This window comes from Pseudomonas linyingensis (assembly GCF_900109175.1).
Taxonomy (GTDB): Bacteria; Pseudomonadota; Gammaproteobacteria; order Pseudomonadales; family Pseudomonadaceae; genus Geopseudomonas; species Geopseudomonas linyingensis.
On sequence record NZ_FNZE01000002.1, the window covers coordinates 198,382 to 213,404 of the forward strand.

At 68.6% G+C, this 15,023-nt stretch carries 12 protein-coding genes; 10 read left to right on the top strand and 2 right to left on the bottom strand.

The features are described from left to right. The first annotated feature begins 19 nt into the window (after positions 1–19). The 7 genes from bioB (at position 20) to BMZ19_RS03405 (ending at position 8,381) form a co-directional block, all read left to right on the top strand. Positions 20–1,072 carry a biotin synthase BioB gene (bioB, locus tag BMZ19_RS03375; protein WP_090306850.1) on the top strand — a complete coding sequence of 351 codons (1,053 nt, stop codon included), beginning with the start codon at positions 20–22 and terminating at the stop codon, positions 1,070–1,072. A 102-nt stretch (positions 1,073–1,174) separates the two neighbouring features. Then, positions 1,175–2,353, top strand: coding sequence for an 8-amino-7-oxononanoate synthase (gene bioF / locus BMZ19_RS03380; protein WP_090306852.1), 1,179 nt, complete (start codon positions 1,175–1,177; stop codon positions 2,351–2,353). Beyond that, complete coding sequence (locus BMZ19_RS03385) at positions 2,350–3,072, top strand: alpha/beta fold hydrolase (protein WP_090306855.1); 723 nt, start codon at positions 2,350–2,352, stop codon at positions 3,070–3,072. The genes bioF and BMZ19_RS03385 overlap by 4 nt, the downstream gene beginning before the upstream one ends. Further along, positions 3,065–3,865, top strand: a complete 801-nt coding sequence (gene bioC / locus BMZ19_RS03390; protein ID WP_090306858.1) for a malonyl-ACP O-methyltransferase BioC — start codon at positions 3,065–3,067, stop codon at positions 3,863–3,865. The genes BMZ19_RS03385 and bioC overlap by 8 nt, the downstream gene beginning before the upstream one ends. 59 nt (positions 3,866–3,924) lie before the next feature. Continuing rightward, positions 3,925–4,608 (top strand): dethiobiotin synthase, encoded by a 684-nt coding sequence (gene bioD, locus BMZ19_RS03395; protein WP_244517092.1) that lies wholly within the window; start codon positions 3,925–3,927, stop codon positions 4,606–4,608. An 87-nt stretch (positions 4,609–4,695) separates the two neighbouring features. Further along, entirely contained in the window at positions 4,696–6,501 is a 1,806-nt protein-coding gene (locus BMZ19_RS03400) for an acyl-CoA dehydrogenase C-terminal domain-containing protein (protein ID WP_090306863.1), read from the top strand. Between the two features lie 107 nt (positions 6,502–6,608). Then, positions 6,609–8,381: an acyl-CoA dehydrogenase C-terminal domain-containing protein gene (locus BMZ19_RS03405; protein WP_090306865.1), complete on the top strand. Its 1,773-nt coding sequence runs from the start codon at positions 6,609–6,611 to the stop codon at positions 8,379–8,381. Between the two features lie 365 nt (positions 8,382–8,746). Here BMZ19_RS03405 and feaR read toward each other — a convergent pair whose 3' ends face one another. Continuing rightward, positions 8,747–9,697 (bottom strand): transcriptional regulator FeaR, encoded by a 951-nt coding sequence (feaR, locus tag BMZ19_RS03410; RefSeq protein WP_090306868.1) that lies wholly within the window; start codon positions 9,695–9,697, stop codon positions 8,747–8,749. Between the two features lie 214 nt (positions 9,698–9,911). Further along, positions 9,912–11,333, bottom strand: a complete 1,422-nt coding sequence (locus tag BMZ19_RS03415; protein ID WP_090306870.1) for an APC family permease — start codon at positions 11,331–11,333, stop codon at positions 9,912–9,914. Positions 11,334–11,684: 351 nt separating this feature from the next. Between BMZ19_RS03415 and BMZ19_RS03420 the strand changes: the two genes are divergently transcribed. The 3 genes from BMZ19_RS03420 to BMZ19_RS03430 all read left to right on the top strand — a co-directional run bounded on the left by BMZ19_RS03420 (position 11,685) and on the right by BMZ19_RS03430 (position 14,995). Then, complete coding sequence (locus BMZ19_RS03420; RefSeq protein ID WP_090306872.1) at positions 11,685–12,983, top strand: NAD(P)/FAD-dependent oxidoreductase; 1,299 nt, start codon at positions 11,685–11,687, stop codon at positions 12,981–12,983. A 35-nt stretch (positions 12,984–13,018) separates the two neighbouring features. Further along, positions 13,019–13,378 (top strand): cupin domain-containing protein, encoded by a 360-nt coding sequence (locus BMZ19_RS03425; protein WP_090306874.1) that lies wholly within the window; start codon positions 13,019–13,021, stop codon positions 13,376–13,378. Positions 13,379–13,666: 288 nt separating this feature from the next. Beyond that, positions 13,667–14,995 carry an alginate export family protein gene (locus tag BMZ19_RS03430; RefSeq protein ID WP_090306878.1) on the top strand — a complete coding sequence of 443 codons (1,329 nt, stop codon included), beginning with the start codon at positions 13,667–13,669 and terminating at the stop codon, positions 14,993–14,995. The last annotated feature ends 28 nt before the right edge of the window (positions 14,996–15,023 follow it).

Genomic DNA, 15,023 nt, shown 5'->3' on the forward strand with positions numbered 1-15,023 from the left:
CATAACAAGGAAACCGCCCATGAGTGCCAACGCTTCCCTGCGCCACGACTGGACCCTCGCCGAGGTCCGCGCCCTGTACGAACAGCCGTTCAACGACCTGCTGTTCCAGGCACAGACCGTGCACCGCCAGCACTTCAATCCCAACCGCGTGCAGGTCTCCACCCTGCTGTCGATCAAGACCGGCGCCTGCCCGGAAGACTGCAAGTACTGCCCGCAGTCCGGCCACTACAACACCGGTCTGGATAAAGAGAAGCTGATGGAGGTGCAGAAGGTCCTGCAGGCCGCCGCCGAGGCCAAGGCCATCGGCTCGACCCGCTTCTGCATGGGCGCGGCGTGGAAGCACCCGTCGGCCAAGGACATGCCCTACGTGCTGGAGATGGTCAAGGGCGTCAAGGCCATGGGCCTGGAGACCTGCATGACCCTCGGCCGCCTCGACGCGGAGCAGACCAAGGCGCTGGCCGACGCCGGCCTCGACTACTACAACCACAACCTCGACACCTCGCCGGAGTTCTACGGCAATATCATCACCACGCGGACTTATGCGGAACGTCTGCAGACCCTCAGCTACGTGCGCGAGGCGGGGATGAAGATCTGCTCCGGCGGCATCCTCGGCATGGGCGAGTCGCTGGACGACCGCATGGGCCTGCTGATCCAGCTGGCCAACCTGCCGGAGCACCCGGAGTCGGTACCGATCAACATGCTGGTCAAGGTGGCCGGCACCCCGCTGGAGAAGGCCGACGACGTCGATCCGTTCGACTTCATCCGCACCCTGGCGGTGGCGCGCATCCTCATGCCGGAGTCCCACGTGCGCCTGTCCGCCGGCCGCGAGCAGATGAACGAGCAGATGCAGGCCCTGGCGTTCTTCGCCGGCGCCAACTCGATCTTCTACGGCGAGAAGCTGCTGACCACCGGCAACCCCGACGCCGACCGCGACATGCGTCTGTTCGCCCGCCTGGGCATCCAGCCCGAGGCCCGCGAGGAGCACGCCGACGAGGTGCACCAGGCGGCCATCGAGGAGGCGCTGATCGAGCAGCGCAACAGTGCGCTGTTCCACGACGCCGCCGCGGTCTGATCCGTCCATCCCCGTAGGGGCGAATTCATTCGCCTGACGTAGCCGCGCCGGGCGAATGAATTCGCCCCTACGGGAGCCCGCCTTACCCAGCATCGAGCCGCCATGCCCTTCGACCTCGCCTCCCGTCTCGCCGCCCGCCGGGCGGACAACCTGTTCCGCCAGCGCCCGCTGCTGCAGAGCCCGCAGGGCCCGGAGGTGGTGGTCGACGGCCAGCCGCTGCTGGCCTTCTGCTCCAACGACTACCTCGGTTTGGCCAACCATCCCGAGGTGATCCGCGCCCTGCAGCAGGGCGCGGAAAAATGGGGCGTCGGCGGCGGCGCCTCGCACCTGGTGATCGGCCACAGCCAGCCGCACCACGAGCTGGAGGAGGCGCTGGCCGAGTTCACCGGCCGCCCGCGCGCGCTGCTGTTCTCCACCGGCTACATGGCCAACCTGGCCGCGGTCACCGCGCTGGTCGGCCAGGGCGACAGCGTGCTGGAGGACCGCCTCAACCATGCCTCCCTGCTGGATGGTGGCCTGCTGTCCGGCGCGCGCTTCTCGCGCTACCTGCACAACGACGCCGACAGCCTGGCCAAGCGCCTGGACAAGGCCGAGGGCAACCGCCTGGTGGTGACCGACGGCGTGTTCAGCATGGACGGCGACCTCGCCGACCTGTCCGCGCTGGCCGCCGCGGCGAAGGCCAGGGGCGCCTGGCTGATGGTCGACGACGCCCACGGCTTCGGTCCGCTGGGCGCCACGGGCGGCGGCATCGTCGAGCACTTCGGCCTGGGCATCGACGAGGTGCCGGTGCTGGTCGGCACCCTCGGCAAGGCCTTCGGCACCGCCGGCGCCTTCGTCGCCGGCAGCGAGGAACTGATCGAGACGCTGATCCAGTTCGCCCGCCCGTACATCTACACCACCAGCCAGCCGCCGGCGGTGGCCTGCGCCACCCTGCAGAGCCTGCAGCTGCTGCGCTCCGAGGGCTGGCGCCGCGAGCATCTGAATGCGCTGATCGCCCGCTTCCGCGCCGGCGCCGCCGCGCTGGGCCTCGAACTGATGGACAGCCCGACGCCGATCCAGCCGATCCTGATCGGCGACAGCGCCCGCGCCGTCGAGTTTTCCCGCCTGCTGCGCGAGCGCGGCCTGCTGGTCGGCGCCATCCGGCCGCCCACCGTGCCGGCCGGCACCGCACGCCTGCGGGTGACCCTGTCCGCCGCGCACACGACCGAGCAGGTCGATCGCCTGCTGGCCGCGCTGGGCGAATGCCAGGCGCTGTTGCCGAGCGAGGAGGGCAACCAATGAACCGTCTGATTCTGCTGCCCGGCTGGGGCCTCGGCCCGGCCGCGCTGCAACCGCTGGTCGATGCCCTCAACGGGCTGGGCCTGTCGTCCGAGCTGGCCGCACTGCCGGCGCTGACCTCGAGCGATCCCGAGGTCTGGCTAGACGAGCTGGACGCGCGCCTGCCCGCCGATTGCTGGCTGGGCGGCTGGTCGCTCGGCGGCATGCTCGCCGCGGCCCTGGCTGCCCGGCGCGGCGCGCGCTGCCAGGGTCTGCTGACCCTGGCCAGCAATGCCTGCTTCGTCGCCCGCGCCGGTTGGCCGAATGCGATGGATGAGCAGACCTTCGCCGCCTTCCGCGCCGGCTGCGCCAGCGATGCCGCCGCCACCCTCAAGCGCTTTGCCATGCTCTGCGCCCAAGGCTGCAGCGAGGCCCGCGCGCTGGGCCGCCAGCTGCAGCAGGGCCTGCCGGCGCCAGACGGTGCGCAGCTGCTGGCCGGCCTCGACGTGCTGGCCACGCTGGACAACCGCGCGGCGCTGGCGAGTTTCGCCGGGCCGCAGCTGCACCTGCTCGCCGATGCCGACGCGCTGGTACCGGCCGAGGCGGCCGAGGCGCTGCTGGCGTTGCTGCCGGCCGGCGAGGTCGACCTGTTGGAGGGCAGCGGCCATGCCTGCGTCCTCGAACAGCCGAAGACGCTGGCCGCGCTGCTCGCCGAGTTCGTCCACGAGGCCGGCGATGACTGAGTTGTCCACCGGCACTCTGCCGGACAAGCGCCAGGTCGCCGCCTCCTTCTCGCGCGCCGCGGCCAGCTACGACAGCGTCGCCGAGCTGCAGCGCGCGGTCGGCGCCGAGCTGCTGGCGCGCCTGCCCGCCGATCTGCAGCCGGCGCGCTGGATCGATCTGGGCAGCGGCACCGGGCACTTCAGCCGCGCGCTGGCCGAACGCTTCCCCGCAGGGCAGGGCACCGCCGTCGACATCGCCGAGGGCATGCTGCGCCACGCCCGGCCGCTGGGCGGCGCCAGCCAGTTCGTCTGCGGCGATGCCGAGCGCCTGCCGCTGGCTTCTTCTAGTCAGAACCTGATCTTCTCCAGCCTGGCCCTGCAGTGGTGCGCCGACTTCGCCGCCGTGCTCGGCGAGGCGCACCGCGTATTGCAGCCGGGCGGCGTGTTCGCCTTCAGCAGCCTGTGCGTCGGCACCCTGCAGGAACTGCGCGACAGCTGGCAGGCGGTGGACGGCTTCGTCCACGTCAACCGCTTCCGCCAGTTCGCCGACTACCAGGCGCTGTGCGCGGCCAGCGGCCTCGAGGTGCTGTCGCTGTCCAGCGAGCGGCGCGTGCTGCACTATCGCGACCTGCGCCAGCTGACCCATGAGCTGAAGGCGCTCGGCGCCCACAACCTCAACCCCGGTCGTCCCGGCGGCCTCACCGGCCGCGCGCGGGTGCTGGCGCTGCTCGAAGCCTACGAGCGCTGCCGCGACGCACACGGCCTGCCGGCCAGCTGGCAGGTGGTGTACGGGGTGCTGCGCCGGGCTGCCTGAATGGTGGATAAGGCTGCGCCGTTACCCACCCTAAGATCCGCATGACCAGGAGCATCGCCTTGAGCAGCGCCTTCTTTATCGCCGGCACCGACACCGAGATCGGCAAGACCACCGTGGCCGCCGGCCTGCTGCATGCCGCGCGGCAGCGCGGGCTGTCCACCGCGGCGGCCAAGCCGGTGGCCTCCGACTGCGCAATGACCGAGCAGGGCCTGCGTAACGGTGATGCGCTGGCCCTGCTCGGCGAGTGTTCGCTGGCGCTGGACTATGCCGAGGTCAACCCGTTCGCCTTCGCGCCGGCCATCGCCCCGCACCTGGCGGCGCGCGAGGTGGGCGTCGAGTTGAATGTGGCCGCGCTGCTGCCGCATGTGCAGAAGGTACTGGCGCGCGGCGCCGACCTCACCCTGGTCGAAGGCGCCGGCGGCTGGCGGGTACCGCTGACCGGCGGCGAGAGCCTGTCCGATCTGGCCGTGGCGCTGCAGCTGCCGGTGATCCTGGTGGTCGGCGTGCGCCTTGGTTGCATCAATCATGCGCTGCTGACCGCCGAGGCCATCGCCCGCGACGGCCTGACTCTGGCCGGCTGGGTGGCCAACGTGGTCGATCCGGCCACCTCGCGCCTCGACGACAACCTCGCCACCTTGGCCGAGCGCCTGGCGGCGCCCTGTCTCGGCCGCGTGCCGCGCCTGGCCGAAGCCAGCCCGGCGGCGGTGGCGGCGCATCTCGACCTGGCGTCTCTGCTGGGCTGAGCACCGCCTGACCCTGGCCGGGTTGCCGGCAGGGCCAATCGGTCATACTGTCTCTGAACGACCAGACGGTTTCAGAGGACGACGACCATGCCCGAGTACAAAGCCCCCCTGCGCGACCTGCGATTCGTTCGCGACGAGCTGCTCGGCTACGCGGAGCACTATCAGAGCCTGCCCGGCTGCCAGGACGCCACCGCCGATGTGGTGGACGCGATCCTCGAGCAGACCGCGCAGTTCTGCGAGGAGGTGCTGGCGCCGCTGAACCGGGTCGGCGATATCGAGGGTTGCACCTGGACGGCCGCGGGGGTGAAGACGCCGAGCGGCTTCAAGGAGGCCTACCGCCAGTACGTCGAGCTGGGCATGCCGAGCCTGGCCCACGAGCCGGAGCACGGCGGCCAGGGGCTGCCGGAGTCGCTGGGTCTGGTGGTCAGCGAGCTGGTTGGCGAGGCCAACTGGGCCTGGGGCATGTACCCGGGGCTGGCGCACGGCGCGATGAACACCCTGTCGGCCCACGGCACCGCCGAGCAGAAGGCCACCTTCCTGCCCCGGCTGGTATCCGGCGAGTGGACCGGCACCATGTGCCTGACCGAGCCGCACTGCGGTTCCGACCTCGGCATGCTGCGCACCCGCGCCGAGCCGCAGGCTGACGGCAGCTACAAGATCAGTGGTACCAAGATCTTCATCTCTGCCGGCGAGCACGATTTCGCCGACAACATCGTGCACATCGTCCTTGCCCGTCTGCCCGATGCCCCGGAGGGCACCAAGGGCATCTCGCTGTTCATCGTGCCCAAGTTCCTGCCCGACGCCGCTGGCGGCGTCGGGGTGCGCAACGCGCTGTCCTGCGGCTCGCTGGAACACAAGATGGGCATCCACGGCAACGCCACCTGCGTGATGAACTTCGACGGCGCCACCGGCTACCTGATCGGCCCGGCCAACGAAGGCCTCAAGTGCATGTTCACCTTCATGAACACCGCGCGCATCGGCACCGCGCTGCAGGGCCTGGCGCACGCCGAGGTGGCCTTCCAGGGGGCGATCAAGTACGCCCGCGAACGCCTGCAGATGCGCGCCCTGAGCGGGCCGAAGGCGCCGGACAAGCCGGCCGACCCGATCATCGTCCATCCCGACGTGCGGCGCATGCTGCTGACCATCAAGGCCTTCGCCGAGGGCAACCGCGCGCTGATCTACTACGCGGCCAAGCTGGTCGACGTGGTGCGCTACAGCAGCGATGAGGCAGCGAAAGCAGAGGCCGACACCCTGTTGGCCTTCGTCACCCCGATCGCCAAGGCGTTCGTCACCGAAACCGGCTTCGAGAGCGCCAGCCTCGGCATGCAGGTGTTCGGCGGCCACGGCTACATCGCCGAGTGGGGCATGGAGCAGAACGCCCGCGACAGCCGCATCGCGATGCTCTACGAGGGCACCACCGGCATCCAGGCCCTCGACCTGCTCGGCCGCAAGGTGCTGATGAGCCAGGGCGAGACGCTCAAGGCCTTCACCAAGGTGGTGCACAGGTTCTGCAAGGCCCACGAGGCGGACGAGCAGCTCAAGGAGTTCGTCGCCCCGCTGGCGCAGCTGAACAAGGAGTGGGGCGAGCTGACGATGCAGATCGGCATACGGGCCATGCAGGATCGCGAGGAGGTCGGCGCCGCCGCGGTCGACTACCTGATGTACTCCGGCTACGTCTGCCTGGCCTGGCTGTGGGCCGACATGGCGCGCCTGGCCCAGGAAAAGCTCGCCGCCGGCAGCGACGAGGAAGCCTTCTACCGCGCCAAGCTGCACACCGCGCGCTTCTACTTCCAGCGCCTGCTGCCGCGCACCCGCAGCCACATCGCCTGCATCCAGGCCGGCGCGGGCGGCCTGATGGCGATGGCCGAGGAGGACTTCGAGCTCGGCCATTGACGATGCCCGCTGTAGGGGCGAATTCATTCGCCTGACGGGACCGCGCTGGCGAATGAATTCGCCCCTACAGGTGGGAAAACAACAAGAATCACGCGAGGAATGCACCCATGGCCGACTATCAGGCTCCCCTGCGCGACATGCGCTTCGTCCTCGAGGAGGTCCTCGCCGCTCCCGCGCAGTGGGCGCGGCTGCCGGCGCTGGCCGGCGTGGCGGATGTCGATACCGCGGCCGCCGTGCTGGAGGAGGCCGGCAAGCTGACCTCGGCGACCATCGCCCCGCTCAACCGCAGCGGCGACGAGGAGGGCTGCCACTGGCAGGACGGCGCGGTGCGCACCCCGGCCGGTTTTGCCGCGGCCTGGCGCGCCTGGGCCGAGGGCGGCTGGGTCGGCGTTTGCGGCGATCCGGCATACGGCGGCATGGGCATGCCCAAGGCGCTTGGCGCGCAGATCGAGGAGATGCTCAACTCGGCCAACCTGGCCTTCGCCCTCTACCCGATGCTGACCGCTGGCGCCTGCCTGGAGCTGTCCGCCCACGCCAGCGCAGAACTCAAGGCGCGCTACCTGCCCAAGCTGTACAGCGGCGAGTGGGCCGGGGTGATGTGCCTGACCGAGCCGCACGCCGGCACCGACCTGGGCCTGATTCGCACGCGCGCCGAGCCGCAGCTTGATGGCAGCTACCAGCTCACCGGCAACAAGATCTTCATCACCGGCGGCGAGCAGGACCTGACCGAGAACATCATCCACCTGGTGCTGGCGCGCCTGCCCGATGCGCCGGCAGGCTCGCGGGGCATCTCGCTGTTCCTGGTGCCCAAGTTCCTGGTCAATGCCGACGGCTCGCTGGGGGGGCACAACCCGCTGAGCTGTGGCTCCATCGAGCACAAGATGGGCATCAAGGGCGCCAGCACCTGCGTGATGAACTACGACGGCGCCAGTGCCTGGCTGGTCGGCGAGCCGCACAAGGGCCTGGCGGCGATGTTCACCATGATGAACTACGAGCGCCTGGCGGTCGGCATTCAGGGCCTGGCGGCCGGCGAGCGCTCCTACCAGGGCGCCGTGGCCTACGCGCGCGAGCGCCTGCAGAGCCGCGCGCCGCAAGGCACCCAGGCGCCGGACAGAATCGCCGACCCGATCATCGTGCACCCCGACGTGCGGCGCATGCTGCTGACCATGAAGGCGCTCACCGAGGGCGGGCGCGCCTTCTCCAGCTACGTGGCGCTGCAGCTGGATGCCGCCAAGTTCGCCGAAGATCCGCTTGAGCGTCAGCGCGCCGAAGGACTGGTGGCGCTGCTCACCCCGGTGGCCAAGGCGTTCCTCACCGACCTGGGGCTGGAGATCTGCGTGCACGGCCAGCAGGTGCTCGGCGGCCACGGCTACATCCGCGAGTGGGGCCAGGAGCAACTGGTGCGCGACGTGCGCATCACCCAGATCTACGAGGGCACCAACGGCATCCAGGCCCTCGACCTGGCCGGGCGCAAGCTGGTCGGCAGCGACGGTGCGCTGTACCGCCTGTTCAGTGACGAAGTGCATGCCTTCATCGCCGCTGCCGGTCCCGAGTTGGCGGAGTTCAGCACGCCATTGGCGCAGGCACTGGACAACCTCGACGCGCTGAGTGCCTGGCTGGTCGAGCGGGGCCAGCACGACCCGCGCGAGATTGGCGCGGCCTCGGTGGAGTACCTGCAGGTGTTCGGCTACACCGCCTACGCCTACCTGTGGGCGCGCATGGCCGCCGCGGCGCTGGGCCGGGAGGGCGACTTCTACACGGCCAAGCTGGCCACCGCGCGCTTCTACTTCGCCCGCCTGCTGCCGCGCATCCACTCGCTGAGCGCCGCGGTGCGCGCCGGCAGCGCGCCGCTGTACGGGCTGGACGAGGCGCTGTTCTGAGATGCTGGCATTGTGTAAGCGTAGGCTTACACATTCTGGGGGTTAACCGCCCTAGGAATACCCGGACCGCGCAACTAACCTAAGCACATCTGGACTTGGCGCAGGAAGCGCGAATCAGAACACGGATCACAGGGATCCCATCAGGATGGTGGGGCGATAAGGGATGTCAGGAACAGGTCTGCAAGAGCCCCGCTTCGGCGGGGTTTTTTTTGTGCCCGATATTTGTCATATGCCGCTATTGCGCTCCGATTGCATCCGCATCCGCATCCGCATCCGCATCCGCATCCGCATCCGCATCCGCATCCGCTCTGGCACTGGGCGCCCTGGCAGGCCAGCCCCAGCGGTCGGCCGGGGACGCATGGCACTCAGTGCAGCGCCAGACGCTGCACGCGGTAATCCTTGGGCGACAGCTCGAGTTGCTTCTTGAACGCGCGGCTGAAGTGCGCCGAGTCCGAAAACCCCCACTTGAAGGCGATCTGGGTGATCGATTCGTGGCGCAGCTGCGGGTTGCCCAGGTCCTCGGCGCTGCGCTGCAGGCGCAGGCGCTGGATGTAGCGGCAGACGCTGTCGCCGCTGTCCTCGAACAGCCGGTAGAGCTGGCGGATGGAGATGTGCAGGCGCTCGGCCAGGTACTGCGGGGTCAGCTGCGGCTCCTGCAGCAGCTGGCCGATCAGGCGCTGCGCCTGGTCGCGCAACAGCGCGGCATGGGAGCCCTCGGCCAGGTCGGCGAGGGCAATGCTGCCGCCGCGCAGGGTGGGCAGCAGCAGGGCGATCAGCGCCTCCTGCAGGGCGCTGCCCTCCGCCTGGGTGCAGCTGTCGTCGGCATCGGCATGGATCTGCCCGGCCAGGCTGGCCAGCAGGCGCCCGCTGGTGGAGCCCAGCTCCAGCTTGCCGAACAGTCGCTGGCGGGGCGCGAGGTGGCGACACAGCGCGGCGCGCTCGAGGTGGAAGGACACATGGTCGATGGTATCGGCCGGGAGGATCTCGCAGGCGCGGGTCGAGTCCATCAGCGCCATGTCGCCGGGCGCCAGCTGGATGCTCAGGTTGTCCTGACGCACCTCGGCATGCCCGCTGCGATTGACGATCAGGAAGCAGTGGCGGTCCTCGCCGTGGTCGCTGCTGCACGCCTGGCGGGCAATGCGCCCGGCATTGGTGCGGATGTGCGCCAGCTCCAGGGCGCCGCGCTGCTGCAGGGCGATCTCGCCGATGAAGCGCTCGGCCTGTTCGGACGGCGCGGCATCGAAGTGCCCGCAGACGCGCTGCAGATCTTGCTGCCAGTGGTGGAAGCTCTGGCTGATGGCGTGGAAGCTGGACATGCGACACCTCCTGCTTGCGGGGCAGAGACCCGTATCTCGAGAGTGGGGAGCGGTAACATTGTTAATATGTTAGCAATAACCGCGCCAGCCCCGACCCAGTCCACCCCTCAACCCGGCCAGCCCGCTCGCCACGCGCCCTGCAGCGTTGCGACGCTTGGCGACGCAGAAAAAGCAAGGGCGCCACCTGGGCGCCCCGGTAACACTTGGGCGGATTTCAGCCCTTGGGCATTTCCGCCTGGAACAGGCCGCGCTTCATCACCAGCTTGACCCACAGGGCGGCGATCACGCTGACGATCAGCAGCACCACGCCGGTCAGGCTGTAGACGGTCTGGGTCATTTCCGGCGACGGCGAGTTGTTCAGCGCCACGTAGCCCATGCCGAGGATGCCGACCAGTTGCGGCAGCGGGTAGAACGGCGTGCGGAACGGCCGGGCCAGGCCAGGCTGGCGGCGGCGCAGGACGATCACGTCGAGGTGGGCGATCATGTAGGCCAGCAGCCAGCTGGTCGAGGCGGCGATCAGCAGGGTGATGATCGAGTCGATGCCCAGCAGCAGGAACGGCAGGGCGATGATGCCGGCCATGAACAGGATCGCCACCCACGGCGTGTTGTAGCGCGGGTGCAGGCGCTTGAGCTGGGGGAACGACTGGCCGTTGACCGCCATGCCGTGGAGCATGCGCGGCACGGCGGCGAGCACGGTGTTGACGGTGCTGCAGGTGGCGGTGATCGCCATCACGGTGGCGACGATCAGCCCGGCCTTGCCGAACACCGCTTCGACGTAGTCGAGGTAGGGCAGCGGCGAGGTGGTCAGGGTGTCCAGCGGCAGGTAGAGGCTGGCGCCCAGGCAGAACAGGAAGAAGATGGCGAAGATCAGGCACAGCGACAGCATCATCGCCCGCGGCACGTTGCGCTCGGGATTGCGCACCTCCTGGATCAGCGGGCAGACGAACTCGACGCCGACCAGCAGCCACATGGCCAGCGCGACCAGACCGAGGAAGCTGCCGTCGAGCACGCCGTCCCAGTTCCATTCGATGGCACCGGCCAACTCAGCCGGCGGCGGGTTGACGCTGCCGGTGACCGCGCTGAGGCCGACCAGCAGCAGGGCGCTGACCATGGCGAAGGTGAAGAGGTTCTGCAGGCGGGCGAACACGTCGGTGCCGAGGATGTTCAGCACCGCCAGCACGCCGAGGATGCCCAGCGGCACCACCATTTCGGGGACCAGCCCCGGGAACAGCTGGCCGATCACCGCATCGACCAGCAGCAGCTCGGCCGACAGGCCGAACATCGCCACCACCACGTAACCGGCGTAGACCGCAACGATGGCGGGGAAGGGACCGAGCGCCGCCTCGGTGTAGCTGCTGAGGGTACCGCCGGCGCGCGGGAACATCAGCGACAGCTCGGCGAAGGTCAGCGCGTTGCACTGGGCCAGCAGGAAGGCCACCGCGGCGGCGGCGAGGAAGCCGGCACCGCCGAATCCGATGCCCTGCAGGGCGCTGACCATGCTGCCCTGCACCACCACCACGCCGATGCAGATGGCGATCATGGTGGCGAAGCCGATGGTCCGGCCCACGGAGCAGGTGCTGCTGGCCGAGGCGGGAAGGGGAGTGTCGGCGACGGCACTCGTTGTGCTCTTGTTCATACGCGTATCTCGTTGCGGATAAGGGGGTGGCACTACCGGTGCCGCTCAGGCCCGCCGGCCGCGTTGCTGCAGGGGTGCAGTCCGCGTGGTCGGTCGAAGTCATCCGGATCATTGAGCAACGCCGCCAGGCGAGTCTTGCCTCTGCGTGCCGCGGCACTTGTCCGTGGTTGCCAAGCGAGTGAGGAGGCGGGGCTCTGGCAGTGCTGGGCAAGAAATCTGGCAGGCAGGGACAAGACGAGGTGTCGGGCGGGGGGCCTAATTGAGGCCATGAAATGCGGCGGTAATCTGGCTGTGCGGGGAAGTCCCGGGTACGCCAGGCCGGTAACGTCAACGTCCCCCCTGGACTGCGCCATGATCAATATCGAAACGCCTACCTACTACACGGCCACCAAGAAGTACGAGCTGAGCTTTCCGTCCCTGGAAGAGGATCTCGAAGCGGACGTCGTGGTGATCGGCGGCGGCTTCTCCGGCATCAACACCGCGCTCGAGCTGGCCGAGAAAGGCATCACCAACATCGTCGTGCTGGAAGGCCGCTACATCGGCTTCGGCGGCTCCGGACGCAACGGCGGCCAGGTGATGGCCGGCATCGGCCACGACCTCGAGGCGATCAAGAGCGACGTCGGCGAGGACGGTCTGCGTCGCATCTTCGAGATCAGCGACCAGGGCGCGCAGATCATCAAGGCGCGTATCGACAAGTACGCCATCGACGCCGACTTCCGCCACGGCTACGGCTACATGGGCTTCAACGCCCGCCAGGAGAAGACCCTGCGCGCCTGGGAGAGCGAGTTCAAGAAGCTCGCCCCGCACCAGGAGATCGAGATGCTCACCGGCTCCGACGTCAAGCGCATCGTCGGCTCCGATGCCTACAGCTGCGGCCTGCTGCACATGGGCGGCGGCCACGTGCACTCGCTGAACCTGCTGCTCGGCGAGGCCAAGGCGCTGGCCAGCCATGGCGTGAAGATCTTCGAATACAGCCCGGCGCTCGAGGTCAGCTATGGAGAGCGGGTGACCGTGCGCACCGCCAAGGGCACGGTCAAGGCCAGCAAGCTGCTGTGGGCCTGCGACAGCTTCCTCAACAAGCTGGAGCCGGAGCTGCACAAGAGCACCATCAACACCTACGCCTTCCAGATCATGACCGAGCCGCTGTCCGACGAGCTGATCCAGCGCATCAGCCCGATCCGCGGCGCCTACAGCGACATCCGCCCGGTGATCGACTACTACCGGGTCACCAACGAAAACCGCCTGCTGTTCGGCGCCGCCACGCCTCTGGTCGAGCACATCCCCAGCGACCTGAAGGCCTGGAACCGCAACCTGATGCTGAAAATCTTCCCCTACCTCAAGGACGTGAAGATCGACCTGGCCTGGGGCGGGCCGATGGCCTGCAGCGCCAACCTGTTCCCGCAGATCGGCACCCTGCCGGGGCGGCCCAACGCCTTCTTCGTGCAGGGCTACTCGGGCTTCGGCGTCACCCCCAGCCACATCGTCTGCAAGGTGCTGGCCGAGGGCATGAGCGAAGGTTCGGCGCGCTACGACCTGATCAGCTCGGTACGCCGCGCCGCGATCCCCGGCAAGGACCAGTTCCGCGCCCTGCTGCTGACCGGCGGCAAGTGCTGGCACCAGGCGTCCGGCTACTGGACCGGCCGCCGCTAACCATTCGCAACACCCATTTTCACGAGGAGCAACTGATGTATCCGATCAAGCAAGGCACCACCATCGCCGAACTGGACGCCTGGGGCACCGTCGCCGATCTCGGCTCGGAGATTCTCGAAGGCGAGGGCAAGGCCTTCGGCAAGATGACCTTCGGCGCGCCGACCGACCCGGTCAGCTCCGCCTACTTCGGCGTGACCCGCAGCAAGTTCCGCATGGTCTACCCGTTCAACGAGCAGGCCACCGTGGTCAGCGGCGAAGTGACCCTGACCGACGAGTCCACCGGCCAGGCCACCACCTACAAGGCCGGGGACAGCTGGTTCGTCGCCAAGGGCACCCCGGTGCTGTGGGACGTCACCAGCGAGGCCTTCGTCAAGCACTACTTCGCCGTGGTCTGAACCGCCCGCTGCGCAACTGCAAGCGCCCCTCCGGGCTTCCGGAGGGGCGTTTTGCATTCTGGCGGCGGAATCTTCCGCAACCGCCCCCTCCGGCTCAGCCTGGCACGCTCAGCCAAGTGGGCAGGCAGGCAGATGCAAGCTAGTTACGATGTAATCATGGATTAATCTTCCTGCGCACGGATGACGCATACCTGCCGCGAGGCGCACCGAGGAGCATGGCCTGATCAACAGGATGCCTGGCCACACGGCGGCCCGCGGCCTATTCCAACAACAAGAGCAGAGGTAAGCATGATCACGGGCAAGGGCCTGCAGGGCTCGCTACTAGCCATGGCGATAGCCCTGGCATCGGCCGGCGCGTCGGCCTACGAACTCCACTCCGCGGATGGGCTGACGGTCAACCTGAACGTCCAGGGCGCCTTCGGGGTGTTCCACAGCGACGAGAGTTACAATCAGGGTGGTCCGATCGATCCGGGTTCGGTGACTTGGCAGGAAGGCTTCCTGCGCTACGGCCTGAGCGGCGAGCAGCGTTTCGCCGGTGCGGCCGATTCCTCGCTGTACGGCGAGTTCAATGTGGTCAGCAATGGCACCTGGGGCGAGGGCGATGCCGCCGGCTACACCGACGGCAGTGAGCGGCGCACTGCCGTCGACAAGGCCTACGGCGGCTGGCGCTCGGGCGACCTGTTCCCGGCGCTCGGCAAGGACGGCATCGACTTCTCCGCCGGCAGCCAGAAAGTCAAGGTCGGCGACGGCTTCATCATCAACGGCGACGGTTTGAGCGTCGGAAAGAACTTCGGCGATGGCAGCCGCGACCGTGGCGGCGCCTACTACCTGACCGCGCGCAACGCCTTCGACCAGACCGCCTGGCTGCGCCTAGGCGGCAAGCAGGGCTGGCGCGGCGACCTCATCTGGATCAAGTCTGACAACGAGGTGAAGGCCAAGCCGGAGTTGGGTGTGGCGGTGCTCGAGCATGTCGCCGAGGCCGGCACCCTGGGCCTCACCTACGTCAAGGGGCTGGACGTCGACGACAAGCTGGCCAACCCGTTCAGCGCCCAGCGCGATGACCTGGAGGTGGTCAGCCTGCGCGGCCAGGGTAACGCCTGGGTCGAGGACTTGTTCCTGTCCTTCGAGTACGCCAGCCAGGACAAGCCGCGGGGCGATGAGAGCGCTTGGTACGTCGAGGGCGGCTGGACCTTCTCCGACGTCGCCTGGCAGCCGCGCGTCGGCTACCGCTACACCCGCTACTCGGAAGACTACGACCCGCTGTTCAGCGGCTTCAGCCGCGGCTACGGCACCTGGTTCCAGGGCGAGGTCGCCGGCAACTACTCCGGACCGTTCCAGCGCAACGCCGGCATCCACATGGCCAGCTTGGGGCTGACCCCCCGCCCCGACGTGGCGATGGGCGTGCTGTACTTTGACTTCGACACCCTCGATCGCAGCCAGGGCGACCTGAGCGGCAAGGAACTGGATCTGTATCTGGACTGGACCGTCGGCCACTTCACCATCAGCCCGCTGGTCGGCCTGTACCAGCCGGAGAAGAGCGCCGAGCAGGGCGGTTCGCAGCAGGGCAGCGACGACCTCAACCTGTACAGCCAGCTGGTGGTGTCCTTCGGCTTCTGAGCCCGCGCCGCCGGCATCCCCGTCGGCG

Bases quoted from the DNA above. Each gene is read 5' to 3' on its own strand.
- bioB (WP_090306850.1), top strand. From the start codon at position 20: ATGAGTGCCAACGCTTCCCTGCGCCACGACTGGACCCTCGCCGAGGTC.
- bioF (WP_090306852.1), top strand. From the start codon at position 1,175: ATGCCCTTCGACCTCGCCTCCCGTCTCGCCGCCCGCCGGGCGGACAAC.
- BMZ19_RS03385 (WP_090306855.1), top strand. From the start codon at position 2,350: ATGAACCGTCTGATTCTGCTGCCCGGCTGGGGCCTCGGCCCGGCCGCG.
- bioC (WP_090306858.1), top strand. From the start codon at position 3,065: ATGACTGAGTTGTCCACCGGCACTCTGCCGGACAAGCGCCAGGTCGCC.
- BMZ19_RS03400 (WP_090306863.1), top strand. From the start codon at position 4,696: ATGCCCGAGTACAAAGCCCCCCTGCGCGACCTGCGATTCGTTCGCGAC.
- BMZ19_RS03405 (WP_090306865.1), top strand. From the start codon at position 6,609: ATGGCCGACTATCAGGCTCCCCTGCGCGACATGCGCTTCGTCCTCGAG.
- feaR (WP_090306868.1), bottom strand. From the start codon at position 9,697: ATGTCCAGCTTCCACGCCATCAGCCAGAGCTTCCACCACTGGCAGCAA.
- BMZ19_RS03415 (WP_090306870.1), bottom strand. From the start codon at position 11,333: ATGAACAAGAGCACAACGAGTGCCGTCGCCGACACTCCCCTTCCCGCC.
- BMZ19_RS03420 (WP_090306872.1), top strand. From the start codon at position 11,685: ATGATCAATATCGAAACGCCTACCTACTACACGGCCACCAAGAAGTAC.
- BMZ19_RS03425 (WP_090306874.1), top strand. From the start codon at position 13,019: ATGTATCCGATCAAGCAAGGCACCACCATCGCCGAACTGGACGCCTGG.
- BMZ19_RS03430 (WP_090306878.1), top strand. From the start codon at position 13,667: ATGATCACGGGCAAGGGCCTGCAGGGCTCGCTACTAGCCATGGCGATA.